Here is a 26,316-nt window from a genome sequence, read left to right as displayed (position 1 = left end):
GTATTAAAAAGGGCAATAAACCCTAAATCAAGGATTTATTGCCTTTTTAAAAAATTCTTTGAAAAAGGTAAAGATTTTTTGCAAATTTAGACACCATCTAAAAAATTATCATCTAACTGAATAATTATTTCTTTATAGAGTTTTTGAGTATCAATATCTAAATTTGTCTTATAAAGATACTCTTTTAATATTTTGCAAATAGGATATTTAAATTCATTCGGTATATTTTTTATATTGCCTTTTACAACCCACCTAAATAATCTCATAGACTTTATTTTGGGAGGAATGCTTGCCATTGAGATAATATAGTTCCATTTATTTGAATATTCATCGAATTGAGGTAATTTAACAAGCCCTGCCGCTACTGCAAGTCTAATTTTATTATTTTTATGATTTACAAATTGTAGAAAGAAATTATAAATATTTTGGGTATCCGCTTCAAATTCATCATAAAGCTGGCGCATAGACCAAAAAACTCTATCAGAAATTTGACCTAATGACCATAGTACCTGTTCTACAACCATTTCATCTGATTCATATCGATACCCAACATTAATTAATTTTTGTATAAAATCTGGATTAGATAAAAATTCCGAAATTGGTGATCCAGTCTCTAATCTAGTTGCTTTTTCAATAGTCTTAATTAATGATAATGGATTTTCTGGAGTCGAATTGCACAAATCTTCAAGTGCTTTTGTCACTGCTTCTAATTTTTTTATGTTGGACATTTTATTTTACCTCCTCTATCAACATTTACCGTTTTCGCTTTCTTCATTTGACTTTCTATTTCTGCCTGAGTTAAAAAAGTCCTACCTTTAGCTATTTTTTCAGGACCATTATATTGATGATAAAATCCTTCAGAAACAGGTCTTGGAGCATTATATAAATTAGCATCCGCTTGGGATGCATGATATAATGCTGACCCTTCAAGATTTCTTGTTGCAATTCTGTCTGGAAGGGCATCTAAATAACTTACTTGACTAAATATTTTTTTTGTAGTATTTCCATAACCATTAGCATGTTCTATAAGTCTCACTTGTATTGGCCTATCGGTAATACCATGATAAACTATATTTCCCAGATCATCTTTTAACTGATAATATGACCACAAACCAAATGGATCAAATGAATTATTTGTATTTCTTACATATCCATACAGTGTTGGATTCCCACCAGCAAATCCAATCGGATCTATTTGAGTATAATTTCCTTGTTCCGGGTCATAGTATCGGAATCTATTATAATACAATCCTATTTCTACATCTTCATACTGTCCTTGATAACGGAATGGAATAAAGTTTTTCTCACCTGTAAATTCAATCACTCTACCGTAGATATCAAGCTCGGCTGACCAAACCCTATTACCCTCTTCATCATAGGCTTCAAAAGGCGTCCCTAGATAGTCACTAATAATACTGTAGTTACCTTCACTCGTAATTTTAGCTGAAGGTATAAACCCATCATTAAACACCCATGTGACTAGATTATCTGGTATTTCAGACTTGTTCTGTGAAGAATACTCATCTAGGTTTTCAAATTTATCTGAATCATTCTGCGAGAAATACTCATGTAGGATAGTATTCCCATCCCATACGAATCTCATAGTTTTCTCGTCAGAACACTTCTCTATTCGTCTTCCTAGCGAGTCATACTTGAAAGTAACTTCGGTCTTGTCTGGTTTGATAACCTTCGACATCATGCCATTGCCGTTATATTCGTACTCCCACGTATCACCATTTTTCTCAACCTTCTGAACAAGATTTCCTTCATCATCATACGAGAATGTTGCCTCTCTCGTTTCAAGTAATCTACTTCCGGCACCATAGACACGATCTGTCTTTTCTTTTGTTTCATACAAATTCCCTACATCATCGACACTCCGGTGTAAGAAATCAAATTGACCGCCTTGGTTGGACCAGACGAGGTTACTGAATTCATCGTAACCATAGGTAACTTTTACACCTGTTAACTCGTTTACCATGCTTCGTAAGCGATGATTGACGTCCCAATTATAGACGCGTCTTCGTGTATCACGGTTTTGACTGCTTATTCGATGGTTTGTTGGCCTACCTGCTACATCATACTGCCATTTGCTAATGACATCTCCGGGTAAAATTCTCTCAATTTCTTGGTCGAGTTCATTGTACTGCATGGATGCTGTCCAATTTTCTTGCTCTAAACGAGAAGCCGTGATTTGTGACACATTACCCATTTCATTGCGAGCGACATCGATTTTTGCACCTAAGCTACTTGTAATCTGTGAACGGTTGCCTAATTCATCATAACTGCTTGAAATCCAATGGTCATTCTGCCACTCCTTGATCACTTGTCCAGATGAATCTCTCTCGAACTTTACAGTCACATGCTCATTCTCAGTTTGAATTAACGAACCATTTTTGTCATAACCAAACGTTTCCCATGTGTCATCATAATAATCAGCTCGAATGACATTCCCTATACCATCATGCTGATATGCTGTCCAACGATCACCAGGTCGTTGAATTCTCTGAACCAACCCTGCCAGACTTCGCTCATACGTTCTTTCCATCTCATCAAAGCCAATTTCCTTGATGATATTCCCTTTCGTATCACGTTCAAACTGATACGCTTCGCCTTTTTCATTGATGACAGCGGTTAGCTGCTCCTCTGTATCATAGGTGAATTTAACTTTCTTTTCACCTTGTTCTCGGGATACTAAACTGCCAAGAATGGTGTAATCAAAGGCTACTTGCGTATGGTTATCTTTCGCTAAAATGACATCATCGTAGGCATTGTACTTTAATTGAACATCATTACCATCTGATAGATTTGCTCGTACAAGGCGATTTAAGTTATCATAACGGAATTTCTCTGTGGCCCCTAGCGGATTTGTCGTTGTTGTGCAGTTACCACGACGGTCATACGTCCAGGTTGAACTTGTCCCATCTGGTAATGTTACTTGACTCAGGTTCAGATCAGCATCATAAGCTAAGCTTACCATATGGCCTTGCGCATTTGTCACCGTTTTAATTAAATATTGTTCATTATAGGAAAATTCAGTCTTTGTTCCATTTTCTAAAATATTTGCCTGTAATGTACTATCTGCATTATATATCCACTGACGACTTCCGCCCTCTGCATTTACAACTTGAATCAACCTATCTTTCTCATCATACTGAGAGGATACAGTACTGCCATCTGCAAGAGTAATTGTTACTGGATTTGCCCACTCATCATAGCTATATGCCGTGACACGATCATCTTCATCTACTTCTTGGAGTAATTCAAAGTCTTCATTATATTCGTAGCTTACTTCGCTACCATCTGGATGAACAATTTTCGTACAGAGGTTATCTTCGTTGAAATAATAATAACTTTTATCGCCCAAGCTATTCGTAATTTCATTATAGCCCTCGTGATAGGAAAGCTCCCCTGCAAGGACATTGCCATCTCCCCATGTTTTGATGACTCGTGCACCTGTAGTTGGACCATCATAGCGCCAGAAGAAGCTATTTTTATTGCGATCCGTTTTTTGCATCATTAAGTGATTAACATATTTAATATGTGTACTTTGCCCTAACGCATCTTGAATTTCAATTAAATCTTGTTGATCATTGTAATCATAGCGAACTAAAACTTCACGACTCATCTGGTTGCGTAAGGCGACTTCTGTCATTCTTCCTACCTCATTGGTCGTAACGTCGAGCACTCTACCAACACTGTCTGTTACTTGAGATAGGAACCCTTTAAGGTTATACGCAAATTGAATATGATGCTCTTGTTCATTTTTCACTTCTTTTAATCGGTATTTTGTTTCTGTTGTTTGTTCAAATACATAAATCAATCGTGTATCATGCTCAAACAAATGATACTCCTCGCCTGTATTTGTTAAGGTCATTCTTTCTTGTTTGTTAAAATAAGGCAAGTTTATTGGTAAAATTGGAAACCCAACTGCGCGACCATCCGTCACAACAATCCCAATCAGGTCATCTTCTTCAAAAATCTCTAAGGCTAGATCGTATGTAAAGTGCATACCATGACCTGACAAGCCAATGCGACTACTATCACTGTACCAAGCGCGTTCCCATGAAAGAGGGATCGGTCCTGGTAGTTCAAAGTCGATACCTTCATAGATCATACGCCCTGTAATTAAATCAACGGGTTCAAAACCTCTTTTACAGAATTTTTTACTTAACCCTTGTGTACAATTAAATTTCTTTAATACTCCATGATTAAATTTCGTTAGCCCAGCTTTGGCCATAGCTTTCATTCCGTCTACTGCCTTCGACACAGCGAGCAATTCATCCATCGAAGAAATGACTTTATCTGCGGCCGTCTTCACAGCCTTAGATGCTTTGTTAGCTAGTTCCGCTAGTCCCTTTACTGCATCTAACGTTTTAGATATTTTCGGATAAGCTGCCTTCATCCCTTTTAGTAATGCTTTTGATCCATCCATAATCTTATCCGCAGTTTTTACAATTTTTCTCGCTTTATTGGCTTTATAGGCTACTTTTGCGGCATCACCAATTACTGGGATTGCCCCCGCTAAATTCATGGCTGCATCCATGTAATTCCCTCTTGCTAAGCTAATTCCTGCATTCGCAATATCTGCAAATGTACCGATGACAGGAATAAATCCAGCAACATCCAATGCTGCACTTACGCCATCTACTAAACTACTAAACCAGCCTTTCTTCTCTTTCTTCTCTTCTGCCTTTTGCGGGAAGATTAAGTCAACTTTCGTCGTAGCTTCGATTGCTTCTTCATTTAACTTCGAAGGTTGACTCTGCTTCTCTATACCTTCTTGCTCAATGAGCGTACTAATTAATTGTGTATCAGCGGCCATAATTACATGACTTTGTTCCTTGGCTGATATCGCAATCCATTCTTCCGCCTCTACGGCTAGCTCTTTCATACCACTAATTTCGAGTGTTTCATCGGCCGCTAGCATGATGGTACTGTTACTTTGAAATGTTACGCCATCTCCATCGTCCATCTTTAAGTCCAATACTCCATCTACTGCACTAAAAGTAATATCACCAAAACCTAATGTCACATCTTTTCCAACATTGGTTGCCAATGATTTAACGGTAGTGTCCGCCATTTTCTTCGTCTGCTTTTGCCCACCCTCTGGTGTGGCTGGACTGACACGCACCGAGCTGATAACGATGGCGTCTTCTTCAACTGCACTTGGAAAATGCAATTGAGCACGTGCACCTATTTGAGGCATTAAATACATAACACCATTGGCATCTGCTGAATAGGCAAACCAATGCGCTTTTGCTTGGTCCTGACTTTTATCTATATCTAAATGAATTTTAACGGTGTTTTGCGTAACATCAATAATCTTTCCTATAAATGCTGCACCAATGAGATCTAAATTGCGTACTAACCGCTGACGAATACTTTTCTCTGGTTGGGCAGTATATTGAAACTTCAGCACGCCCTCATCAAGATCGGTTTCCCTAGCCGTTACGATATAGGAACTTCCCTTGAATTGCACCAACGTGCCTAGCTCATGGGGTTCCGTGCTTTCAAACTCACAAAAAGTATAATCGGCTTCACTTACATCCGTACCATCATTTTCAGTAATCAATCGATACGCATCGACGTCCATACGCACTATAGACGGCAGATGGTCGATCGTTATGCTTTTCCTACTTTGAGGTGTACCAAGCCAAAATCGAGCACCTTTTCCTTTTAAATCAGGAAAAACAACGGCGTGCAAACGGGAGGCCATTCTTTTAATAAATTCCCAATCTGTTTCTAAATATTGAATCGCAATACTACCAATGGCTTGACCGTTAGAAGCTTGGTCGATGTAATCCCCATTAGGATAGGCGCTTACGATGTTTTTTATTAACTGCACGTACGTCATGTTCGCATCTTGAAAAGAACGTGAGCGCTTTGCAATATCCATATTTGCCGTAAATGATACAGCCTCAACGGAAACATAGTGCACTCCTTGTGATGCCTGCAACTCCGCATTATCAATTCTTCCTGAGAACAATATGGCACTATCTCGCCCAAATTTCACTACTACTTCATCTGTTTGATTGACCCGCTGAATATACTTTTGCGCTTGCTCTTCAGCAATCATTCCCGTAAAATACAACCTCGCATGGTCATTGGCTTTATGCTTGATGGTTAGTTTATCTAAATGAATAAGCGGATAAGGCCATTCGAGTACAAGATCCTCATACGTACTAACTGTGTGTACTTCCTTTTCTTCTAGCGATTTCATTACTTACCTCCTTTCAATCAACCTCGGCTTTTAAAAGCCTTGTTTTGGTATTTCTACTTCCTCTTGACCGTCATGAATAATTTCGATTTTGCCTCCACCTGCTGAGCATTGAGTATGGCAGCGGCTTAATAACGCTTGTTTCCCCTCGACATTGACATTTTCCATACCTTCCATCCAATCAATGGAACATGTTGGCGTACACGGCTTTTGCAACTGTAAACAAACACCAAAGGTTGGGATGTTGTCAGGGTTTCGATCCCCTACATTCATGACGGCTTTCTCTTTAATATAAACGCCATGGTCTTGCGGTAAATTTAAATAATTGAGGTGGCTACCATGCTCACAGGAAATGATTGCTCCATGTACAACATAACTAAATTGCTCTTGTTCTGAACCTTCTGTTTCCAAACTTTCTACAACTTGAGCCATTAACTATCCTTCCTTTCATATCGATTGAACACTGTTTCAAACTACGACAGTGTTTTGGAATGATTTATTAGAATGATCTATCGTCCTTGTAGTTTTACTCGCTGCAACTGAATCCCAAGATATGGTCGTCGTAGCATACTTTCTGCCACGTCTAAATTAACGATGGTGAACGATTCCTTTTTGCCGTCGACTTGAAAAATACAATCCAGTTCCACTTTCTTCGGGTCAATTACGAGCTCCTTTATTTGTCCGTCTGGATAATAAGCCGTCTCATCGGAAATACAGTTCTTCTTTACAATGTCCATAAGCCAATGCACACGCTGTGTTCCTTTCTTCACATCCGTAAAGACAATGGCTGTAAATTCTAAGTTATCCTCATATTTCACCAATAACCCTTTTAAATCATCCGACACGATTCTTCGAGGCTTCTCTAAATAATCCAGATATACCGCATTCTCTTTTTCTATTACTTCCCCGAATACAGATGAACAGACGAAGTTATCATCGAGGTCTGTTTTGAAAGGAATAATTGGATTTGTAATGCTTTGATCTTGCCGAACAATAAAATACTCCATCTTTTCCTCCTGTAACTATCATTTCTATTGATTTCAACGTTAATGAATCCAATGAATGTCTTTTATCTGGTTTGGGCTAAATAGACATTTCTCTTGATCGCGTTTAAAAAAGGTTGCTCCTTTTAAATTAGCACCTGTAAAATTAGCGCCTGCGATCTGCGCAAACTCAAATTTTGCATTTTCCAAATTTGCATGACTGAAGTCAGTGCCAAGGTAACAAGCAACTTCATCATCAGGAAGCATTAGCGTTTTTCCTTGTGCATGCGTAAAATTAGCGCCTGCTAAATTGGCATTTCGAAAATCAGCATCTTGAATGGCTGCATAGGAAAAATCAACATTCCCTAAGCTACAATCTACAAAACTAGTACCGACGCAAACGCTTTGCTTCAATGAAGCCCCTTCTAAGTCACAGCCATTGAAATTCGCATAGGAAAAGTCCATTTGGTCGAAAAGTTTTTGCTGTAACTGTAGGCTTGAGAAATTTTCAAACGTATATGATTTATCCATCTCGTTTTTCCCCAACCATGCGAGAAGATTTTCTTCCACCCGTTCCCGTTCGTCGAACATCGCAACATCTTCACTAAATCCTTTATATTCACCGACACGAAATCGCAAACACGCTGCTCGTTGGAAATCTATTTCGGGTACGGTTTCTTGTTGATAGCGGAAAAGATAGCGTACCAATTGAATAATATACTGATGAAACAGAATCACAGTCTGTTGAATAATTCCTCGAACGTCAGCTGCTTGGATGGAGAGATACGGCTTTCTTTCTATTTCAAGCGTTTCGTGTAAATCTATAATCGCCTCACTAAGCCATTCCGCTTTATACTGGGCCGTACATTCTCCCCAATCGTAGTACCATTTTTCTCCATACGCTTCTAGCAAATACGTACACTTATTATCTAGTAATGATGTTCGCAGCAATGATAGATGAATAAAGGCAACTGGCGCTAACCTTCCCTGCTCTTGCTGATTTCTAATATTGGCAAACAGCTGTTCAAGTGCGTTAATGATTGGTTTTAATAAGATTTCCTTCTCTTGGCGAAACTGCCGATCAACCTTCTCTTGTAATCGGCTAATATGAACTGACACGCATTCATCCATAAAATGCTGTAATGCTTCTTCTCGTTTCATGCGTCCACATCCTTACTAATTTGCTCGTACTTCTGTTCCTTTAATCTCCATTTTGTCTTCCATCTTGATTGAACTGTCTTTACAAGTCATCTCTATTTTCTCGGTCGCATTAATCATAATTTGCTTCGCATTGATAGCGACTTTATCTGTTGCTTGTAAGGTAATATTTTTATCACTTATGATGGAGATCCCATTATCATCCATAAGCGAAATCATTAATCCTCCACCAGATATGACAATCCGATCGGGTGCAAGTAGAATTTGTTTACCGTGCTTCGTTCTGAGTGTTTTGACATCTGGATCAGCCATCCGCGCTGGATCTTGGCGACTATCCTCTGGTGGTGCAGGTCTTGATCCGCCGCCTCCGCCACCGGCACTTCCACCGCCGCTTGGACTAGGCGGATTCGTCGCTGCTAACATCGAACTAGATTGTGGTGGTGCTTTTGATACTGAACTAATCGCAATCCCTTCATCCTCACGATTGCCTGGGAAGTAGATTCTCACATTATCAGAGAGCTCCGGCATGAAGTACCACCCTGTATTATCTTCTGATGCGTAGATTGTTGAATACGGAAACCAATAAGCTGTATCTTTATCTTGACCTTCGTCGAAATCGACATGAATACGAATTTTGTCTCCCGCAACATCAATTACTTTGCCTTGAATGGAGGCACCAATAATAGCTTGATTATAAGTAGTATGAACACTGAAGCCGTTCTGAGGTGTTAACGTGTAGATGTGCTTGAACAAGCCATCTTTTAAAGTTGAGAAGATTTTATAGACAAATAATTTTTTTGATTGGAACGTCACTTCATTGCCTATTTTGAATGGTTGAAACGATTCTACTTCATAGTACATATAGTCACTATCGGTAATACCGTCGAGATGATTTTTACTGGACACAAGGAAATTGCCGATCGCCTTTTTAACTCGATAATTAATGGCCTCCATTTTCTGCGTGCCCCCGGCTTGAAACGGTACGCCGAAGTAAAACTTGGCTGCTGGATGAACCGTATCTGGCACCAGTCCTGTATGGAATCTTGATGCCATTCGTTTAAGAAACTCCCAATCTGTCTCTATATATTGCATCGTAAAACGACCAATAGTAGCGCCCTTTGAGGCATAATCCATGAAATCTGCACCTTTTTGATCGGCAATACATGCATTTATTAATTCACTATAGGGCATACTCGCATTTTGATAGGTTTGGTTTATCTTCTTCACATCTAATACATACGTATGCGAAACAGCTTTAACCTCCAAATAATAGGTGCCCAAAACCGATTTCACTTGTACATCTAACGCCAGTCCATTAAAAATAGGAATAGTTTGTCCACCACTACCGATTTGCAATACTTCAATAGCCGTTTCGGCATCGGTCATATATACATAGGAATCTTCGAGTTCATCTGGAATCACGCCCGTTAAATGCAATGTAGCATGCTCATTCATTTGTTGCGTAATTTCGATTTGATTGACGCGAATATTATAGGGCATCACGATGATATCTTTATACGTTAAGGCTGTTTCCTTATTCATTCGACAACACCTTCTCCATCTAATAATTTGTTTTCAACCAAGATAGATTCCATCATGCCGTAAGCAATGGGTTTCCAAATATTCATCTCTTTTTTCAAACAATTAACCGAGCCCATCGTCACATTTTCGCCTACAATAAATAAAAACATTAAATTATAAATCTTGTTATCTAGTGCTGGCGAAATAAAATCAAAGTAACCAATTTGTAAACCGTTAACTTCATTCATGCCGCTATCCAACATTTTCGTAGTTGGCTGCGTTTTTTGAAGGATGTTCCTCATGGCCTCTGTGAAGTCTTCTAATTCCTCTTCTTTTACCTGTTGTTCCATGATTTTCAGCGTGACATTGATGGACGTACTTTCGCTTGTATAAATATAATCGGGCCTACGACTGGAAGGATATTTAATATCCATTAATTCAGTCTCCATCACGTCAAATGTTGCAGGCATGCACATCCGGATTTGATCCTCATAAAAACTTATATCTTTAAACTCAATCGTTTCATCTTCAATCATGAGCTGACCATCTTTAATCGCTTGTACGATATCAGTATGTAATAATTGGTTTTCGATGTTCTCCATTCGTTTCTTCTGCCTTGCATGTTTCGTCATCTCAATAACTTCTTCATCCATAAATTTCATTTTTATCGCTCCTTTGTTTCGATTCTTTTTTCTCAATCTCATAGCCTTGTAATTTTTTGCTTTCCTATTGAGGCTAACTCAGATGACATGATCGAAAATAGCTTCGACATTCGAAACGAAATCTTTCCTTCCATGACATGCTGAATCAATGACTGAAATATCCTGCTCATCTATATTGACAAAGCCCTAGGAAATGCTCCTCATACGGTGTTTATCTTTCTTATAGAGTCGGTTCCTTTTGAGCTATTTCACGTTGTCCGTTTTTGAACGTTTTTCATCTGCAGACCATCAGCTAGTCAACAATCATGCGCTTTGGTCGCCCTTGGCTGTGCCCTGTCATACGACCACCACGTTTTGATTCCACTAAAATACGGTTCAAGTATTTATGAATTTGACTATTAGAAAATGTTTGGTAATCAAGCTCTAGTCGATTGCAAATATAGAAATCGATTGCATCTCGTTGAACGCGCTCCTGATTTAAGCACTCCAAAGCAAAAGCGACATCATACGGATTGGCTGGTCGATTTTTTAACAGCTCTCGTGCAAAATATTGCAAAATGATTGGATGATATGTGCTTTTTTGAAAACCTGCATACTGACAATGAAGATAATTGACCGTATTGTATTCTGTAGCAAAATCAAGAAAATCAATATACTCTGAACGCAGTTTGGCACCCGATTTTAATTTAAAGCGCGCTAACTCTAGCTCATTATGTGCAAGCTCTAACGAATCATCTAGGACTATCTCTGTCGTATGGTTTCTAAAATCTAATTCATTCACTTCTTCAGCAAAACGTACTTTTAAAATCGTTTCGCTTCCTGTCGCCTCATAAGGAAGCTCATAGCTACTATGTAGCATATAGAGCTTCCCATTATGTTTGATAATGCCTTTTGTAATGATGAGGCTTGTATCTGCTACAATAATTCTGGCACCGGAAATAATGCCATTAGAATAATCTTGGAAATATAAATCTAAAAAATCTCTTGGATAATCTCGCAAATTTTCTAGCATTTCTCTCTTTAAAATGCGGCCTTTATGAAAATGTGGATATTGATTGGCAAACAAGCTGTCACCCACCTCTTTTCTTGTTTTTCACTTTTACTTTAATCCATCAAAGAAATCTAGCTCAGACAAATCGGTTTCAAAGGCAAAGAATTCCTTGCTACCGATAAACAGCTGCTCGTCTTTTCTTGCTACTGGAACTACATGGAAGCCCCAATGATCTTCGCCTGCAAAGACGAAGAACTTCACTTCCCCATTCGTGATGGAGTCCGTCTCGTCCTGCGGAATTTTATCTTGATAGTGCATGGCGATATTCTCATAAAGAACAGGGGCATAATCCTCCTGACGATTAAAGTACGTGTATTTATACGTTGAGTGATTGTCGCTACCTGTCAAGTAAAACTCCACCTCTTTCACACCCCATGGGCGGGAAATCGTACCGTGAATTTGATTCAGTCTTTCTAAGCTACTAATCAGTAATTTTTCCTGACGATTATGTGTAAAGGCACTGACAGCATAAGGGACAACGGGTGCATGGTTCGTCACTTCTGTTTCGATCATGCCGATTTTCTTGGCATTTAAATAACGAAGTGCTCCCCTTAAACAAGCAAGCTTTAACTCTGGAACTTTCCCGATATTTTCAGCCTTTTGTCTAAATTCAATGCTGCGTCCTGGTACAAATTCCTTTAAAGCCTCACGAAATGCATCTATTTTGCAGGACTGTCCTGTCAATTTAATGATGGAATAGTCACTCAGTATGCCATTCTCATAAAATTCCTCTAAAAACTCTCGCACGATATCATAAATATCAGCCTTAATGAGATGATTGATTTCTTTAATATTGAAAAAGACATTTGGAAAGTCATAAACTTCCTTAAATTGGTTATTTTCTACCAACGACAGGCACCAACGATCTACTGCTGTGACATTTAAATCACTATCGTGCTGCATATCACTATCCGCGTAAAAACGACTTCTTAATATACCTGTTTTACGGAAAAATTCCTTCTTCATCTCTTCTGCCATTTCCCATAAGAAATAATAATTATTGCGGACACGGAGGTACTCATCACGTGTTCGATTTTCATATTCCTTAAAACGTGTAGGGATAATAGTTTCGGCATCTAAAAAGGCTTTTTCGAATTGCTCATACACTGCTTCCACACCATGATCGTCTACATAGCGATAAATATCCTTACCTGGAATATCTATTAATGCATCGATATCATAATCATTTTTTCCTCGACTATAATAGTTGGCAAAGACGATTTTCATAAATTGGAAAATACGATAAGTAATATTGTTGCCACCAAAATTCGTATCTCCATTTTCATAGGTAGTATGAATATCAATTTTGTAAGAAATATGTCCGTCCTCTATTCGAAACTTACAAGAAGAAAGGTCTGTTGTTCCACCTCCACAATCGATTACGAGTGCTTTATATTCCTTGCCATCGAGAAAACTATCATTTTCTATTTGATTGGCGATTGTATTATAAAGAACCGACATCCCTTCATCGAGGGCATGCTCCGTTTCAATTTGATATTCAGGTAAAATCGCACGAAACATATCTAAAAATTGTGTTTTCAGCTTAACGGGACTGGAGATATGTAAATGCTTGAAACGACATTTAAATTGATGCTCTGCCATTCGTATAATATAAAGCATAAACTCTCTTATAATTTGGCTCCGTGGAACAAGTGCAGTATTGCCGTTAGCATCCATCACCTCTTCCAGCTTGGCATAATTACTAACCCAGCGTTTAATACCTTGGAATTTCGTAGCCAACGATGTATAGCTATTTTTTTTCATCATTTTTAACGCTTCATAGCCGTAGTGATAGCCTACTTGATCTGCATTTGAGCAATCTGCTACAGTCAAGACCGTCGGCACTACTTCAATCCACTCGTTTTGATGAAGTGGATCTGGAAATTGGACAAAATTGATGCTATTTAGCTGAATTCTGTTATTTAATAAATCATGACTACAAGGAGAGGACACATAATCACTCTCTAAAAAGACACCAGCCGTTGTATTTGTTGTTCCAAAATCAATGGCAAGAATGGCATTGGTTGTTTCCAGCTGTTTCATCTCTAAATCTGGTATTGGAACCTTATAGTAATGAAGATTTGTTGGCGGAAGTGGGGTCTCCTGATAGTAAGTCTTATAGATATACTCGGAATCTTGCTTTCTAAAAAAAATAAAGCTGTAGTTTTTATTGTTTGTCTTCCGAATACCTATCGCTTGATCAGCTGCGAAATAATATTGATTTGGGACTTCGTCGTCTTTAAGGATATTAAGTATGCCGCAAAGATCCAGCTGCTCATTGACTAGTAGTACATTGGATTCAACAAGAAAACCGCCTGTTTCTACGAAATACTGATCGGGTTTATCGATCTTCATCCCGCTATATAAGCTCATTTTGGCAGGAATTTTAATGTCACCATTGTCAGACATTGGTGTTTTTAAATACTCTTGCATGGCCGCTTCTACTCGTTCAAAGCCCCCATCCTTTTTTTCTCTAATAAGAGGGTTTTCTTCAGAGCCACGATATCTTAAAATCTTGTCGATTAACTCGTCTCGTGTCAGTGTATTAATTAGACCAGTCACAAGCTTTTCCTTATAGCAAATATTTCTAAGCTGGAAGGTTGTCATTTCCATTAATTCTACTCGTGTATAGGTCATATATTTCTTTTCTGTATTACGCTTATTGGCATACAGCTTATATGAATATTTAGTTGTCATTGGAATCCCTCCTCTGCTCTGTTTAGTAAAGAGCTATTCGATCTAGCTTCATCGTTTCCTCTGCATCAATAATGCCAAAGTGATATTGCCAATAAACCTCCATATGAAAGCCTATTGGCAGAAAAATTTCTTGTACAAGCTGGACCTTTTGCTGATTTTGTTCTGTCTGCTTTTGACGAATGTATAAAAGCAGCTCATCCTGGTCCTCCGATTTCACATAAATCATGCAATTTTTAAAGAGCCTTTTCAGCGTATCCTTTAATAAGTAGATTTCTTCACCTGTCTGGTAAAGCCTTAGCATATTTAGCGCAACTATTTCTTGCTCCTTTTTCGTAAAGGCATAAATATTGTCACGTACCAATTTTCCAAATACATTGGCTTCGATTTCTCTTAAGATAAAACGAATATAGAACTCTCGTTTATTCATGCCCTGCATACGATCAATTTCAGCTAAAAAATGCAGTACGGTATCTAAAAGATAATTCCTAAACTCAATATCCGCAGAATTATCTGGATGGAAAAGAGCATTAAAAATTCCGTAATAACGATAATATGGATTTACTTCAACATGCTGTTCAACATACTGTGCATTTAATAGTTGTGGACTAAGTTCCATATAAGGTGAATAGGTTTCGGCAAGATGAAAATAGATATCCTTTTTAGAAAGGCCTTCATCCTCAGCTTTAATGAGCAAATCCCAAATATAGTTCATAGCCAAACACCTACACATTCATATTCAAAGAAATGCCGTTGCACTTCTGATACGAGGAAGCTTAAAATATCGTTTGCAATAAAGTTTCTCTCCTCATTCGCCTTAAACTTTAGTAGCATCGTTTTTTTATGATTATCTTCGCCTATCATTTCCGTTAAGAAAGTGTTCGCAGAATGAGTAAAGCTTGTTCCAGAATAGGCGTCCACTATTTCGACATCTACAAGTTCAAAGCTGTCTGCAGCCTCGAAGGAATTAATCATACGCGTAATTTCGCCCTTCGTTTTAACATTAGCCGTATACTTGTTAGCGAATTTGTGTATAAAATGCTCAATTCTTCTATTTGATACAAGCTCGTAATTTAATTTCCCGATTTTCTCATCTTCCATTTTTGCAATTTTTATTAGCTGCCAAACCCCTGACTTATCCCGAGGTGAGACAATTGTTAATTCATTGTCTGAACGTTTAACGTAACGAACATTATCCTCATCGGCCTCTACAAGATAGCCATGCTCGTTACCGATTTTACGTATAGAAAGGACATGCTCATAATTCACCTTATCGATTGCAGGAATGGGAAAACCGACATTTTTGACCTCATGACGTTCAATATTCCATAGTGGAACCATATTCAGTCGTTTTTCTTGCTCATACTCCTCTAAGTCAACAATTACTTCTGTAATTTCGGCATCCTCATTTAAAGGTGGGCAATCTACTAAATTGATATTAAAAAATTTATAGACGAATGGATGATTAATTGTTTTCCATGGTAAGCCATTTATTTGGAAAAGCGGATACAGCTTGTTAATCTCTTGTAAATAGTCCGTATTTTGTGTAAGACTGACCTTAATCTCTACTTGTCCTTCTGTCGTTACTAGCTTTCCACTAAAGAGTCGGTGCTCAGCAAGTAACTGTTGAATTTGCATGGAATCACATTCAAGAAATAATGTGAACAGTTCTACCGATTCATTGTTTTTAAACGCTTCAAGCATTTTTTTAATATTAATTGATTTACTTTCTAAATCAGCTAGCCGCATCGGGAATAAGCATTCATGAATAGGGTCAACATCCTCCTTAGAACTTAGCGTCACATAAATATCAAACCTATTCTCAACATCATCCATTTCATTGAATATGCGCTCCTCGAGCCTTTTGTTCATTTCATCCTGATAATCGATTAAATTTACAAAAACGCCACTGACAATATCCTTTAGCAGTTGACGTTGCTCTAAATCTTCTATTTTGCGTAACCGTTCAATCATGAGCTCTTTCATCAATTTATTTTCCCTCTTTCATCACTTCAGCATTAGATGGCTCACTGGCAGCTGTCCCTTCATTCGTAGGCGGTGCTGCCTGATCAGGTGGCGCTGTATCGGCGGCTTGTGCTTGAGGAGGAGGATTCAATTTATCATTGGCGTTCATAACCTTTCGCTCAAGACCTAAAACCTTCGACAGCAGCTCTGTCTCCTGATAAATTTCCTGTGCAAGTGTATAATATTCAATCGCTTTCCCAAACTCTTGGCGCGCATAGCTCTGATCTCCACTTTTTTCTAAGCCTTCAGCCTTTAATTCCTTCTGGGCCTTTTTCAATTCAGCAATTTTAGCCTCTGTATCTTCTATTTTTGTCTTTATTTCAGGTTCGCCAGTATAGGCAATTGACAGGGCTTTTTTTCTTGCCTTTTGATACGTTTCAAGAGCCCCATTGTAATCTTCTGCCTCAAATCGGAAATCTCCATCTTTCACAGCTTCAGCAATTTGTACAATAGTATCCATATTAGCGATTCTTTGCTCAACTACTTCTTTCCCAAAGTCTTTAATAAGTTTTCCTTCTTTTTTAGCCTTTTCATATTGCTCAAGCGCATCGTTAAACTTACCTTCTTGCGCGGATTTATCTCCACTAATAATCAGATCGGTAACTCTTAATTTTCTAGCTAGTATATTTCTATGTATTGGATCCTTCAATTTTTTAGCAGCATTTCTGCCCTCACTATATTCCAGCAATGCCTTATCATAAGTTCCATCTTGAAAATACTCGTTTCCGCTCTTTTCATGATCTTTCATCTCTACGGTTAATTCAGCCATTTTTTTAGCTTGCTTTGCCTGATAAAAAATCGTGCCTCCACCTACGACCAAAGCTAGGATTAACGCAGCTACAATCATTTTGATGTATTTCATTTTTTTCTTATTTGTTTCCTGGTAAACCTTGTTCACAAATATAGCTGCGACTGTGTAATTATTGACCACTTTCTTTTGCCTGCTTAACAGAACCTCTTCTAATACATCAATGTATTTCTCAGGCTCTTTTGCATCTTCCAACGCATCTGCCATTTCAATTTCATTGACATCTTCCCAAAAACCGGCTGTACAAAGCACTAGTACATCGTCATCCATTAATTTCATTTTCTTTGAAACAAAAGGCTGAAACTCTTTTGGTTTGCCCAAATAGTTTAGTAAATTAGTTCTTTCCTCGTGCTGGCTAATATCGAGCGAACGGTTCCTATCATTCACGATCTCTTGTGCTAAGCTTTGATCCGTGCTTTTAAACGTCAAAGTCCCATTACGGAAATGATATAATCTCGAGTTTCCCGCAACGGCAACAATCATCTTTGAGTAATCCGAGACGATAATGACAATACTAGCCTTCAATCTCACCCTTAAGCTTTGAGCTTGAAGAATATCTTGTGCATATTTTAAGTAATGTTTAATTTTCCGTCTGGACATGGATGGCTTTTCCATGAATTTTTCTAAAATTGCCTTTACAGCCAGCTCTGCACTACTTATTTCCTGATCAGAATCTAATCCTTTTACAGCTACCCAGCAGGCTACATCGTCCAGCTCTGTATAGGCAAAGTAATCTTTATTTTGCAAAAATGAGCCCGCTTCGGATAAAAAGCTTGTTTTAAAGTTGCTATTTTCCTTTCTCATGATTACTCCTCCTTATTTACTGACTCATTTAAAGACGACAAGTAAAATGATTACCATGTTTTTTCTAGAATAACGATGGTTGCATTATCTTGATTTTTTAAGCGTTTTTGTTCAACGGCTTTAATCATGTCTTGAGCAATATCATAGGGAGTCGCTTGCTGAGAAAGAATTTTCTCCATTTCAACCTCTGTTAAAGTATCATAGACTCCATCACTAAATAGACATACCTTGTCCCCTCTATTTAGCTGAATCGGACTTTTTCCTATATCCATATTTTTAAAGCCTTCATACCCTAAATAATTGATAAGTCTCTTTTTCAAAGGATTTTCCTGCACCTCAAGCTGAGATATTTCACCAGATATATATCGCTCAGTTAACACTGATTCAAAAATATGCTTTTGATTGATGGCCTTAAATTCTCCATTTCTGAAAATGGTTATGACACTATCTCCAACGGCTCCCCAATGAAGAAATCCGTTATCATCAATAACGGCTGCTACTAATGTAGTACCACCGTTCGAGCCATTTAAATTTTCGACAATCATATGATTACTTGCAAAGGCGGCCTCCTTAAAAAATTTTTCTAGCATATTTAGACCGCTAAGCTTTTTGAATTCTTCTATAAATGTATTGACAGCAACCGTGCTTGCCATCCTACCGTTTGCTAAACCACTGATACCATCTGCCAGAACAGCAATTGTCCCACCATTCGTTTCAGCTGTAGAGAAATAATCATCTTGCTCATCACGTCTGCCAATCGTTTGTCCATTTCCGATTTCTATTTTGTTTTTTTCATTTTGCTGCGCAAGCATGTTTCGAATGATTAATAAAGCAACGAGTACAACGATAAAAATAAGCGAAATTATGTAAGGCAGTAGTTTCTGATCCATCCGTCATCATCCCTCACTATTGTTGTTTTCCCATTCAAAATGAACACCACATAAGGGAATAAAGAGAAACATACTTCCACCTAACTGAATCACATCATACGCTGCTAGCTCTGTTGGCGTATAAACCGCTTCATTGTTCAGATAAGCTAGGCCTGATGCATCTCCTGGAAGCAAATAGAAATTCCTTTTTTTAGGATCATAAACAATGACTGCATGGTTACGCTGGGAAATCGAATTATCTCCAACAATACGAATGTGCATATCCTCGGCTCTACCAATAAAGTTTTTTTCCGATAAAATCCGATAGTCTCGACCCATTTGTGGCCCTTCAATACAAACTAACCATCCCGTTACCGGATCAATGCCATCCATTTCTCCGAGATACGGCATTGTTTTATCATCTACCTCAGCTACAGCTACTTGCTGACTGCTTGGTCTTTGCTCCTGTTCCACCATTACATTGCAATATGGACAAACATTTCTATGTCTTCTTGAACTAAACATGTGACCATTCGTACATCTAATCAAACTCATTTTCGCTATCCCCCGTCTATGTTACGAATTTACTTGTCTCTATTTCACTAAAATTCGCGTATTTGCTATGTATATCAAGTCTCCATTACCGATTGGGTAAGGGCTTTCGTGTTGTATTCTATTTTTAACGCGCTTATGGGCTTTTTTTATACCAACACCATTTACAGAATCAATATCCTCTATGTACCATACTCCAGAAACATTGTTTAATACGGCATGTTCATAGTTGATAAGCGATTCATATTCTGTACCACTTAAATCGATATCTGCCTTATTGTCAGCTGAACTTTTCCCAATAAGTAATGATGTTTGGTCATCTATCTCCCATTCATCTATTTCAGCTCCTCGATCATTGAGGAGAACTAATTTTCGAATTTTCTTGTTTGTCACATCATCTTTTTTATCTCTTGCTTCATACTTAACAGAGCCATAAACAATTGCTAGTATGACCAACATAAGTCCAATAATTGTTTTCAACATAAAATCCTGATTCATGACAAATACGTATAAAATGAAAAAGAAGGCGATTATGACAATAATGATATCCATAACTTTTATAATCATTTGTTTCTTTGCGCTTTCAGTGTATGCATCCATTGAATTTTGACCATACATGGTATCACACTCCTTCATACTAGCTATGGCTTCGTTTTACTTGTTAAAAAAACGTTCAAATAAATCTGTTGTATCTAGTGGATTTTTCTTTGCGTTCTTGTTAAGGGTTGATCCCATTTCCTTTGTTTTAGGATTAAAACCAAAAAAATGCTCAAAGTTCTTTTCAATATTGCTCATATTAAAATCTGGTTTTTTTTCAGTATACTGTTGGCGTGTAGACTGCTTTTCAGATGTCTGTCCATTACTCCAACTTTGACCAGCCCCATCTAGTTGAGCATCATATGCTTCTCTTGAAGCTTGATCCTTCAGTACTTTGTATGCCTCTGTCACTGCTAAGAAAATCTTTTCAGATTCTTTGTTTCCACCGCTCACGTCTGGATGATGTTTTTTGGATAGTTTTCGATAAGCGAGTTTTATTTGTTCCGGTGTAGCATCTCTACTGACACCTAAAGTTTCATAATGCGTTTTCATGTTTTTCATCCCCAGTATTAGGATTATTCAAAATTATCTAAGGAACTATGAAAGTCCCTTAGATAATTTGGAGTGTCTATCAAGCAACAATCTTAGACAGCGTAGCCGCCTTCGATTTTCGCCAAGTCTGTTTTGTCTTTCTTTTGCTTAATGAATAAGAAAAATTCACCAATACCTTCTGTGTCACCATATTTTTCTGAATAGTCAACGACAAAAGCATTTGGGAAATTAATTTTTCTTACTACTTGATCAGCAGAAATAACTTCTAATGTTACTTTACGGTAACAGTCAGCTTTTTCAGCTGGTACTAATGACCATAATCCTAATTTCATCGTATCATCAGAATTGTCACCATCAGTTGCAGTAAGGATTTTACCTCTTACTTTTAAAGTTGCTCCTACATCTGTAGAACGTGCGTTAGAGTCATTTGGAGTATCTGTTTCATACTGAACAGTCATAATGCTGTCTAACCCTAGTTCAATTGCTTCTGATCCTTCTACTTTTAATACAAAACCCATTCTTAGTACCTCCTATTATTTGTTGAATCTTCTCAAAAACTACTATAGGTGAAATGTATAACTAGCTGGATACATTCCTACATGCTTAATGCAAGTACATGAAGCATGTAGAAATATGTAATGCTTTCCCCTTGCAAATTTATGGAAGATTCTTATTTATGTTAAAAGATTTATGAGTAAATCTTAAACATACTACTTAAAAAGTTTTTGATTATCTGTGTAAACTTGTTAGGCCTTAACAGCACTACTTGCCTTTGTAATCATGACTTCAAGATTCTTCACATTACCGTTAAACACTAGGTCAATCTGACATGTGCTTGTTTTTTCATCGATAATGTAGCCGATGTCATCTCCATCGTGAATAATGGAGTTTACAAAGCCCTTTTCTTGAAGCCATTTGCTTTTTTGGCTACTTGGATTATTACTAAAGAATCGAACGATATTTTCGTGCTTAAAGTCGCCTGATTGGAATCGTAAAATTCTTTCAATATACGTACTAACTTGTGTTTTGTAGATTGAATCAAATCCATCTTCTTCCATCGCTAGACTTCTAGCTTTATACACAGTAATACGTTTAATATCTTTATCTTGCAGCTGCGCATTTTCCGAAGAGAATACAAAGCCAAAGCTTCTGCTGTTAATCGCATCTTTAATGTTATTAGTAAATCCTGAGATTTCTTTTGCCATTGTTGTAACGGCTTTAAGTGAGTTATCACCCGCTTCGATATCGAAGCGTACACCAGGATAATTTCTCTGAACATTTCTGAATGAGTCTTTCAAATATTCTGGACATTGATAAGCTGAAACGATACCTGCTGCTACATAGCTAGCACCAACATAGACGCCCTCTATCCAAAGCTTTAAAATATCCTCTTTCTCTTTCGATAATCGTGCTCCATTTTCTGTTGTCTGCATTCTTGTATCAATGATTACACCTGATTTATCTTTAGGAATAATAGTGAAGTTCGGTAAACATGGTACCGCAAACTCACTAAAATCTTTTCGAACAAGTACTGAGCATTTATCGATTAGGCGATCAATACCTGCAGTAGCAATTCCACTGAATGTCGTTTCTTCTTCCGCCATGAAGTTGAAGAAGATCTGTACTTTATAATCTTTCACAGTATCTAAAAGAATAGATAACGATTCCATTGTATTGCCCTCTTGCTTGGCAACTTTATCGTTCCCTTTAAATCTAGCTCTGCTTACTTTCATTTTTCCAGATGCCTCTAGTTCCAGAGCAGGAACAATTCCATACCACACCGTATCTGTAAAGTCATTTTTCGAGTTAACTGTATTTAAATACGTGCGTAATCGTGGTAGGTTATTACTTTTAACGAGCATATCTAACTTTGTGTTCGTTACAAGTAACGAAGGCTGCATACCTTTGTTTTTAGTTGCATACTGATCGAAGTACATTTTCACACCCAATAGCTTTTCCACTAATGGCTTTACTGTTTTTACAAATTCATCCTTAGCATCCTTATAGAATTCTAAGTATGTATTGTAATTTTGTACTTCTGTCTCTACATCAAATTCTGCCTTCACAGCTGGTAAAGGAGAGAAGGTTCTAACGACTAAATCTTTGACATAGGAGGATGGTGATTCTGTAATCGCCTCATAATCCTCTTCAAAAACTGTGCTTAAACCGTAGTTACTATTTTCTTCAATAACCATTAGTTCTGAGCTATTATTTTGAGGTGCCTCAATGATTTTTAATTCACCATTATCACCGATAGATAGTGTCCCAATTTGTAATTTTTCGGATTCATCTTCATCCTGATTAACACCTAACAATAGTCTTGTTTTAATATCTTCAATTGCTAAAGGAAGCATCGCCATGACATTGTTGTAATTTCGACTTGCTACTTCAAACATCAAGTTTAGCTTGTCCCCTGTATCCAATTTTTTTGGATCACCGTCATCTAATTTGTCATATTCACCGTATAGGTAATGGATTTCTTTTCTGACTTGTCGAATGTCGTCCATAACCTTTTTAGGAGAGATCATATCTAGCAAATTTTCAAACTTGAAATCAACATTCGCAATGCCCTGACTTCTTTTCGTATCGATAAGTGTAAAGAGCATTTTTAAAAAATCATTATTTTGGTCAATTGCTATTTCAGAAATACAGTCATCTTGAATTCCTTCTGGTTTCTTTAATGTATACATAACCTTTTGGTTAGCAGCATTGTAGAATGAATAAACCGTTGGAGAAAACTTGTCTAAAAATTCATCGAAGCTTTTGACAAGAAGATATTCATTCATTTCTTTGATCTTTTCATCACTAAGGCTGTCAATCCCTTTTACATCTCCAACAAGCGTAATTAAATCCATTTTTTCCGGATTAATTTCCTCAAAGAGCATGCTTCTGTTTGTTTGACTAATAATCTCCATTCAGTCGGCCGTATGATTATACAGCCATCCCTCCCTTTTGTAACGAATTTCGAGTAAGCATAATCATCAGCGAGCACCAAATAAAAATTAACTATTTAGTAATAAAATGGTAATGAGAGATAAAGAAATTACAGTTAGTAAAACTAGAATTGTATTCTTAAACTCCTACTTCTACATCACTGATGACATTATGTATCACAAAGTAACTATACAATATCTAATTTTATTGTCAATATTTACATTTGAAGATTCTGTAAAATAAATGTATTTAATTGGGTGTATGGTAAAAAATAAGCATCGAGAAATTTATGATATTTTAACGAGAAAGGTGTACGTATTCGTTTTTTTTTATTAAAAAAACAGCTTATAGCGTATTTTTTGTACGCCATAAGCTGCTTCGTTTGCACTTCCTTTAACTGTAAAATGATAACATAGAATCACATTACCTAAATTATTGGTCAGTTTGAATTATTTTCCTTAAAATAGTTCATTGTCCTATTGACAATATTTTCAATAGTAATGACCAATTTCATATATTTTAATGAAGAGCACCTCTTCTTCGCTTGCACGGCCAGCCCCCACATTATAGTTTGAGATAAAAGAGTACTCACCTTATTATTGTATATTCTTACATTCTTAATATTATCCTCTATCAACCGCTGCGATATATCAGGTGGAATAACATCTGTCAAAGAATAATAAAATGTTGCTGCTAAACTATAAATATCTGTATATACACCTTGCTCAGAAATAGTTGAATATTGCTCAAGAGGAGAAAATCCCGGGCTAGTAAATATTTGATAATTTTCATCTATTTTATAAAAAGTCGCTGAACCGAAATCTAGTAAATATGGATTACCTTCAGAATCAATCAAAATATTATTTGGTTTAATGTCACGATGGAGTATGCCTTTCTTATGTAAATAGCATAAAGCATCAATAAGAGGGAGAAAAATATTAGTGTATAAATGAGCTCTATCATTAATAGGATAATCCTTTAAATATTGATCCAATAACGTTCCTTCATAATACTCCATAATGATATAAATTGACTCATTTTCTTCAAAGTGGTCAATATATTTGACCATATTACGATGATTTATTTGCTGCATAATTAACGCTTCATTTAGAAAAATAGCTTTTAAATCCTCAAATTTCTGCTTTGTTGAAGGCAAACGATTAATGACTGTTTTATTATCCAAATCCCGTAAAGCAATGTCATTCGGAAAGAACTCCTTAATAATTAGCTGATTCCCTTCTTGAGTATTTTCTGCAATATAAACAAAGGACAATTTACTAGTAGCGATAACTTCTTTTATTTTATATGTATCATTCAGAACGCTGTTTGCCGGTAAGCCCAATTCAACTTCAGTCGCTTGCATTTTCGTTCTATCATCCCTTTCAACACATGAATTGCAAACAATTTATGACATTTTTAACATGAAATATACAATTATTTCAGACCATCATCATAACGTGCGGTTGATTTCCGTTCCGACTGGTGGGCGTCCGATGAGCCGCTTCGCTTCACTGCAAGGTCTCGGACCAACAGATGTTTTTTGCACGAAAGCGCAGTGCTAACGCAGCGGCAAGGTTTTATCTGCTTGAAAGCGCAGCGGTTGCGGCAGTGGCAGCAGTAACGGCAGCGGTTGCGGCGGCGCGAAGTTGGTCACGAAGACATCCACAACGCTTCGTGACGATCCGTTATTTTAACTTAAATACAAATTAATGTAAGTATATCAATATACACCCTTTTATTAAATAGTTATCTTATAGTAGTTCTACATCGAATAGTAGGGGTAGGCACAATGTGAAGCCGTTGCTTTCTTTTTTCCTGGCACTTTGATGGGTCTATCCGTCATTTTGATGGTCTATCCATCTTTTTGATGGTCCTATCCATCGCTTCGCTTGTTCTATCCGTCGCTTCGCTTGTTCTATCCGTCGCTTCGCTTGTTCTATCCGTCGCTCTCGACTTTCTTTCCGTCGCTTGGACCATTCTTTCCGTCGCTCTGATTTCTTTCCGTCGCTTTGGCTCTTCTTTCCGTCGCTCTCGACTTTCTTTCCGTCGCTTGGACCATTCTTTCCGTCGCTCTGATTTCTTTCCGTCGCCTTGGCTCTTCTTTCCGTCGCTCTCGACTTTCTTTCCGTCGCTTGGACCATTCTTTCCGTCGCTCTGATTTCTATCCGTCGCTTTGGCTCTTCTTTCCGTCGCTCTCGACTTTCTTCCCGTCACTTGGACCATTCTTTCCGTCGCTCTGATTTCTTTCCGTCGCCTTGGCTCTTCTTTCCGTCGTTCTCGACTTTCTTTCCGTCACTTGGACCATTCTTTCCGTCGCTCTGATTTCTATCCGTCGCTTTGGCTCTTCTTTCCGTCGCTCTCGACTTTCTTTCCGTCGCTTGGACCATTCTTTCCGTCTCTTCGACTCTTCTTTCCGTCGCTCTGATTTCTTTCCGTCGCCTTGGCTCTTCTTTCCGTCGCTCTCGACTTTCTTTCCGTCACTTCGACTCTTCTTTCCGTCGCTCTGATTTCTATCCGTCGCTTTGGCTCTTCTTTCCGTCGCTCTCGACTTTCTTTCCGTCACTTGGACCATTCTTTCCGTCGCTCTGATTTCTATCCGTCGCTTTGGCCCTCCCATCCGTCGCTCTCAACTTTCTTTCCGTCACTTCAACTCTTCTTTCCGTCGCTCTGATTTCTATCCGTCGCTTTGGCCCTCCCATCCGTCGCTCTCGACTTTCTTTCCGTCACTTCAACTCTTCTTTCCGTCGCTCTGTTTCCTATCCGTCACCTTGGCTCTTCTTTCCGTCGTTTTGATCATTCCATCCGTAGCTTTCGCCTTTCTTTCCGTCGCTTTGACTCTTCTTTCCGTCGCTCTACTTTCTATCCATCACTTTGCTAATGCTTATCAAAAAAAGAATAAAAAAAGGCGTCCAACAAGTATAAAAAGTACTCATTAGACGCCTTATA

23 protein-coding genes are annotated in these 26,316 nt (G+C 37.8%); 4 read left to right on the top strand and 19 right to left on the bottom strand.

The window, feature by feature from the left end; genetic code table 11:
• Positions 1 to 86 precede the first annotated feature (86 nt).
• The 19 genes from ACYQ73_RS20925 to ACYQ73_RS20835 all read right to left on the bottom strand — a co-directional run bounded on the left by ACYQ73_RS20925 (position 87) and on the right by ACYQ73_RS20835 (position 24,733).
• Positions 87 to 728 (bottom strand): hypothetical protein, encoded by a 642-nt coding sequence (locus tag ACYQ73_RS20925; protein WP_460014238.1) that lies wholly within the window; start codon positions 726 to 728, stop codon positions 87 to 89.
• Positions 716 to 6,223 (bottom strand): DUF6531 domain-containing protein, encoded by a 5,508-nt coding sequence (locus ACYQ73_RS20920; RefSeq protein ID WP_460014237.1) that lies wholly within the window; start codon positions 6,221 to 6,223, stop codon positions 716 to 718. Before ACYQ73_RS20920 ends, ACYQ73_RS20925 begins: the two co-directional genes overlap by 13 nt.
• A 30-nt stretch (positions 6,224 to 6,253) precedes the next feature.
• On the bottom strand, positions 6,254 to 6,652 hold the full coding sequence (locus ACYQ73_RS20915) for a DUF4280 domain-containing protein (protein ID WP_460014236.1): 399 nt from the start codon (positions 6,650 to 6,652) through the stop codon (positions 6,254 to 6,256).
• A 77-nt stretch (positions 6,653 to 6,729) separates the two neighbouring features.
• The gene (locus ACYQ73_RS20910) at positions 6,730 to 7,227 is read right to left on the bottom strand and encodes a hypothetical protein (protein ID WP_053596528.1); all 498 of its coding nucleotides are present in this window, start codon (positions 7,225 to 7,227) and stop codon (positions 6,730 to 6,732) included.
• Positions 7,228 to 7,266: 39 nt separating this feature from the next.
• The gene (locus ACYQ73_RS20905; protein WP_460014235.1) at positions 7,267 to 8,364 is read right to left on the bottom strand and encodes a pentapeptide repeat-containing protein; all 1,098 of its coding nucleotides are present in this window, start codon (positions 8,362 to 8,364) and stop codon (positions 7,267 to 7,269) included.
• A 15-nt stretch (positions 8,365 to 8,379) separates the two neighbouring features.
• On the bottom strand, positions 8,380 to 9,903 hold the full coding sequence (locus tag ACYQ73_RS20900; RefSeq protein WP_460014234.1) for a phage baseplate assembly protein V: 1,524 nt from the start codon (positions 9,901 to 9,903) through the stop codon (positions 8,380 to 8,382).
• Entirely contained in the window at positions 9,900 to 10,544 is a 645-nt protein-coding gene (locus ACYQ73_RS20895; protein ID WP_460014233.1) for a hypothetical protein, read from the bottom strand. Before ACYQ73_RS20895 ends, ACYQ73_RS20900 begins: the two co-directional genes overlap by 4 nt.
• A gap of 292 nt (positions 10,545 to 10,836) precedes the next feature.
• The gene (locus tag ACYQ73_RS20890; protein WP_460014232.1) at positions 10,837 to 11,610 is read right to left on the bottom strand and encodes a DNA and RNA helicase; all 774 of its coding nucleotides are present in this window, start codon (positions 11,608 to 11,610) and stop codon (positions 10,837 to 10,839) included.
• 33 nt (positions 11,611 to 11,643) lie between these two features.
• Positions 11,644 to 14,292 carry a molecular chaperone gene (locus ACYQ73_RS20885; protein WP_460014231.1) on the bottom strand — a complete coding sequence of 883 codons (2,649 nt, stop codon included), beginning with the start codon at positions 14,290 to 14,292 and terminating at the stop codon, positions 11,644 to 11,646.
• Positions 14,293 to 14,314: 22 nt separating this feature from the next.
• Entirely contained in the window at positions 14,315 to 15,010 is a 696-nt protein-coding gene (locus tag ACYQ73_RS20880; protein WP_460014230.1) for an iron-dependent peroxidase, read from the bottom strand.
• On the bottom strand, positions 15,001 to 16,275 hold the full coding sequence (locus tag ACYQ73_RS20875) for a normocyte-binding protein (protein ID WP_460014264.1): 1,275 nt from the start codon (positions 16,273 to 16,275) through the stop codon (positions 15,001 to 15,003). The genes ACYQ73_RS20880 and ACYQ73_RS20875 overlap by 10 nt, the downstream gene beginning before the upstream one ends.
• Positions 16,276 to 16,279: 4 nt before the next feature.
• Entirely contained in the window at positions 16,280 to 17,869 is a 1,590-nt protein-coding gene (locus ACYQ73_RS20870) for a PP2C family protein-serine/threonine phosphatase (RefSeq protein WP_460014229.1), read from the bottom strand.
• A 107-nt stretch (positions 17,870 to 17,976) separates the two neighbouring features.
• Positions 17,977 to 18,816 (bottom strand): PP2C family protein-serine/threonine phosphatase, encoded by an 840-nt coding sequence (locus ACYQ73_RS20865; RefSeq protein WP_460014228.1) that lies wholly within the window; start codon positions 18,814 to 18,816, stop codon positions 17,977 to 17,979.
• Positions 18,817 to 18,822: 6 nt separating this feature from the next.
• Positions 18,823 to 19,350 carry an FHA domain-containing protein gene (locus ACYQ73_RS20860; RefSeq protein WP_460014227.1) on the bottom strand — a complete coding sequence of 176 codons (528 nt, stop codon included), beginning with the start codon at positions 19,348 to 19,350 and terminating at the stop codon, positions 18,823 to 18,825.
• 39 nt (positions 19,351 to 19,389) lie between these two features.
• Positions 19,390 to 19,965: an FHA domain-containing protein gene (locus ACYQ73_RS20855; protein ID WP_460014226.1), complete on the bottom strand. Its 576-nt coding sequence runs from the start codon at positions 19,963 to 19,965 to the stop codon at positions 19,390 to 19,392.
• Positions 19,966 to 20,001: 36 nt separating this feature from the next.
• The gene (locus ACYQ73_RS20850; RefSeq protein ID WP_460014225.1) at positions 20,002 to 20,436 is read right to left on the bottom strand and encodes a J domain-containing protein; all 435 of its coding nucleotides are present in this window, start codon (positions 20,434 to 20,436) and stop codon (positions 20,002 to 20,004) included.
• A gap of 92 nt (positions 20,437 to 20,528) precedes the next feature.
• Positions 20,529 to 20,954, bottom strand: coding sequence for a membrane-associated protease 1 (locus ACYQ73_RS20845; RefSeq protein WP_460014224.1), 426 nt, complete (start codon positions 20,952 to 20,954; stop codon positions 20,529 to 20,531).
• Positions 20,955 to 21,182: 228 nt separating this feature from the next.
• Positions 21,183 to 23,351 carry a transcriptional regulator gene (locus tag ACYQ73_RS20840; RefSeq protein WP_460014223.1) on the bottom strand — a complete coding sequence of 723 codons (2,169 nt, stop codon included), beginning with the start codon at positions 23,349 to 23,351 and terminating at the stop codon, positions 21,183 to 21,185.
• A 458-nt stretch (positions 23,352 to 23,809) separates the two neighbouring features.
• Complete coding sequence (locus tag ACYQ73_RS20835) at positions 23,810 to 24,733, bottom strand: serine/threonine-protein kinase (protein ID WP_460014222.1); 924 nt, start codon at positions 24,731 to 24,733, stop codon at positions 23,810 to 23,812.
• Positions 24,734 to 25,234: 501 nt separating this feature from the next.
• Between ACYQ73_RS20835 and ACYQ73_RS20830 the strand changes: the two genes are divergently transcribed.
• From ACYQ73_RS20830 to ACYQ73_RS20815, 4 genes are read left to right on the top strand one after another with little or no spacing between them, the layout of a single operon-like run.
• The gene (locus ACYQ73_RS20830; RefSeq protein WP_460014221.1) at positions 25,235 to 25,528 is read left to right on the top strand and encodes a hypothetical protein; all 294 of its coding nucleotides are present in this window, start codon (positions 25,235 to 25,237) and stop codon (positions 25,526 to 25,528) included.
• Entirely contained in the window at positions 25,462 to 25,692 is a 231-nt protein-coding gene (locus ACYQ73_RS20825) for a hypothetical protein (protein ID WP_460014220.1), read from the top strand. The genes ACYQ73_RS20830 and ACYQ73_RS20825 overlap by 67 nt, the downstream gene beginning before the upstream one ends.
• Positions 25,693 to 25,707: 15 nt before the next feature.
• Positions 25,708 to 25,959, top strand: coding sequence for a hypothetical protein (locus tag ACYQ73_RS20820; protein ID WP_460014219.1), 252 nt, complete (start codon positions 25,708 to 25,710; stop codon positions 25,957 to 25,959).
• A complete protein-coding gene (locus ACYQ73_RS20815; RefSeq protein ID WP_460014218.1) occupies positions 25,893 to 26,306 on the top strand; it encodes a hypothetical protein in 414 nt (137 codons plus the stop codon). The genes ACYQ73_RS20820 and ACYQ73_RS20815 overlap by 67 nt, the downstream gene beginning before the upstream one ends.
• The last annotated feature ends 10 nt before the right edge of the window (positions 26,307 to 26,316 follow it).

It is taken from the genome of Lysinibacillus sp. CTST325, from assembly GCF_054665055.1.
The sequence above is the reverse complement of the archived record's forward strand: the minus strand, read 5'-3'. Positions and strand labels throughout refer to the sequence as shown.

Excerpts from the sequence above, each read along its gene's own strand:
- ACYQ73_RS20865 (WP_460014228.1), bottom strand. The coding sequence starts at position 18,816 with ATGGATCAGAAACTACTGCCTTACATAATTTCGCTTATTTTTATCGTT.
- ACYQ73_RS20910 (WP_053596528.1), bottom strand. The coding sequence starts at position 7,227 with ATGGAGTATTTTATTGTTCGGCAAGATCAAAGCATTACAAATCCAATT.
- ACYQ73_RS20925 (WP_460014238.1), bottom strand. The coding sequence starts at position 728 with ATGTCCAACATAAAAAAATTAGAAGCAGTGACAAAAGCACTTGAAGAT.
- ACYQ73_RS20920 (WP_460014237.1), bottom strand. The coding sequence starts at position 6,223 with ATGAAATCGCTAGAAGAAAAGGAAGTACACACAGTTAGTACGTATGAG.
- ACYQ73_RS20855 (WP_460014226.1), bottom strand. The coding sequence starts at position 19,965 with ATGTATGGTCAAAATTCAATGGATGCATACACTGAAAGCGCAAAGAAA.
- ACYQ73_RS20840 (WP_460014223.1), bottom strand. The coding sequence starts at position 23,351 with ATGGAGATTATTAGTCAAACAAACAGAAGCATGCTCTTTGAGGAAATT.
- ACYQ73_RS20860 (WP_460014227.1), bottom strand. The coding sequence starts at position 19,350 with ATGAGTTTGATTAGATGTACGAATGGTCACATGTTTAGTTCAAGAAGA.
- ACYQ73_RS20885 (WP_460014231.1), bottom strand. The coding sequence starts at position 14,292 with ATGACAACTAAATATTCATATAAGCTGTATGCCAATAAGCGTAATACA.
- ACYQ73_RS20900 (WP_460014234.1), bottom strand. The coding sequence starts at position 9,903 with ATGAATAAGGAAACAGCCTTAACGTATAAAGATATCATCGTGATGCCC.
- ACYQ73_RS20835 (WP_460014222.1), bottom strand. The coding sequence starts at position 24,733 with ATGCAAGCGACTGAAGTTGAATTGGGCTTACCGGCAAACAGCGTTCTG.
- ACYQ73_RS20845 (WP_460014224.1), bottom strand. The coding sequence starts at position 20,954 with ATGGGTTTTGTATTAAAAGTAGAAGGATCAGAAGCAATTGAACTAGGG.
- ACYQ73_RS20875 (WP_460014264.1), bottom strand. The coding sequence starts at position 16,275 with ATGAAAGAGCTCATGATTGAACGGTTACGCAAAATAGAAGATTTAGAG.
- ACYQ73_RS20850 (WP_460014225.1), bottom strand. The coding sequence starts at position 20,436 with ATGAAAACGCATTATGAAACTTTAGGTGTCAGTAGAGATGCTACACCG.
- ACYQ73_RS20915 (WP_460014236.1), bottom strand. The coding sequence starts at position 6,652 with ATGGCTCAAGTTGTAGAAAGTTTGGAAACAGAAGGTTCAGAACAAGAG.
- ACYQ73_RS20905 (WP_460014235.1), bottom strand. The coding sequence starts at position 8,364 with ATGAAACGAGAAGAAGCATTACAGCATTTTATGGATGAATGCGTGTCA.
- ACYQ73_RS20895 (WP_460014233.1), bottom strand. The coding sequence starts at position 10,544 with ATGAAATTTATGGATGAAGAAGTTATTGAGATGACGAAACATGCAAGG.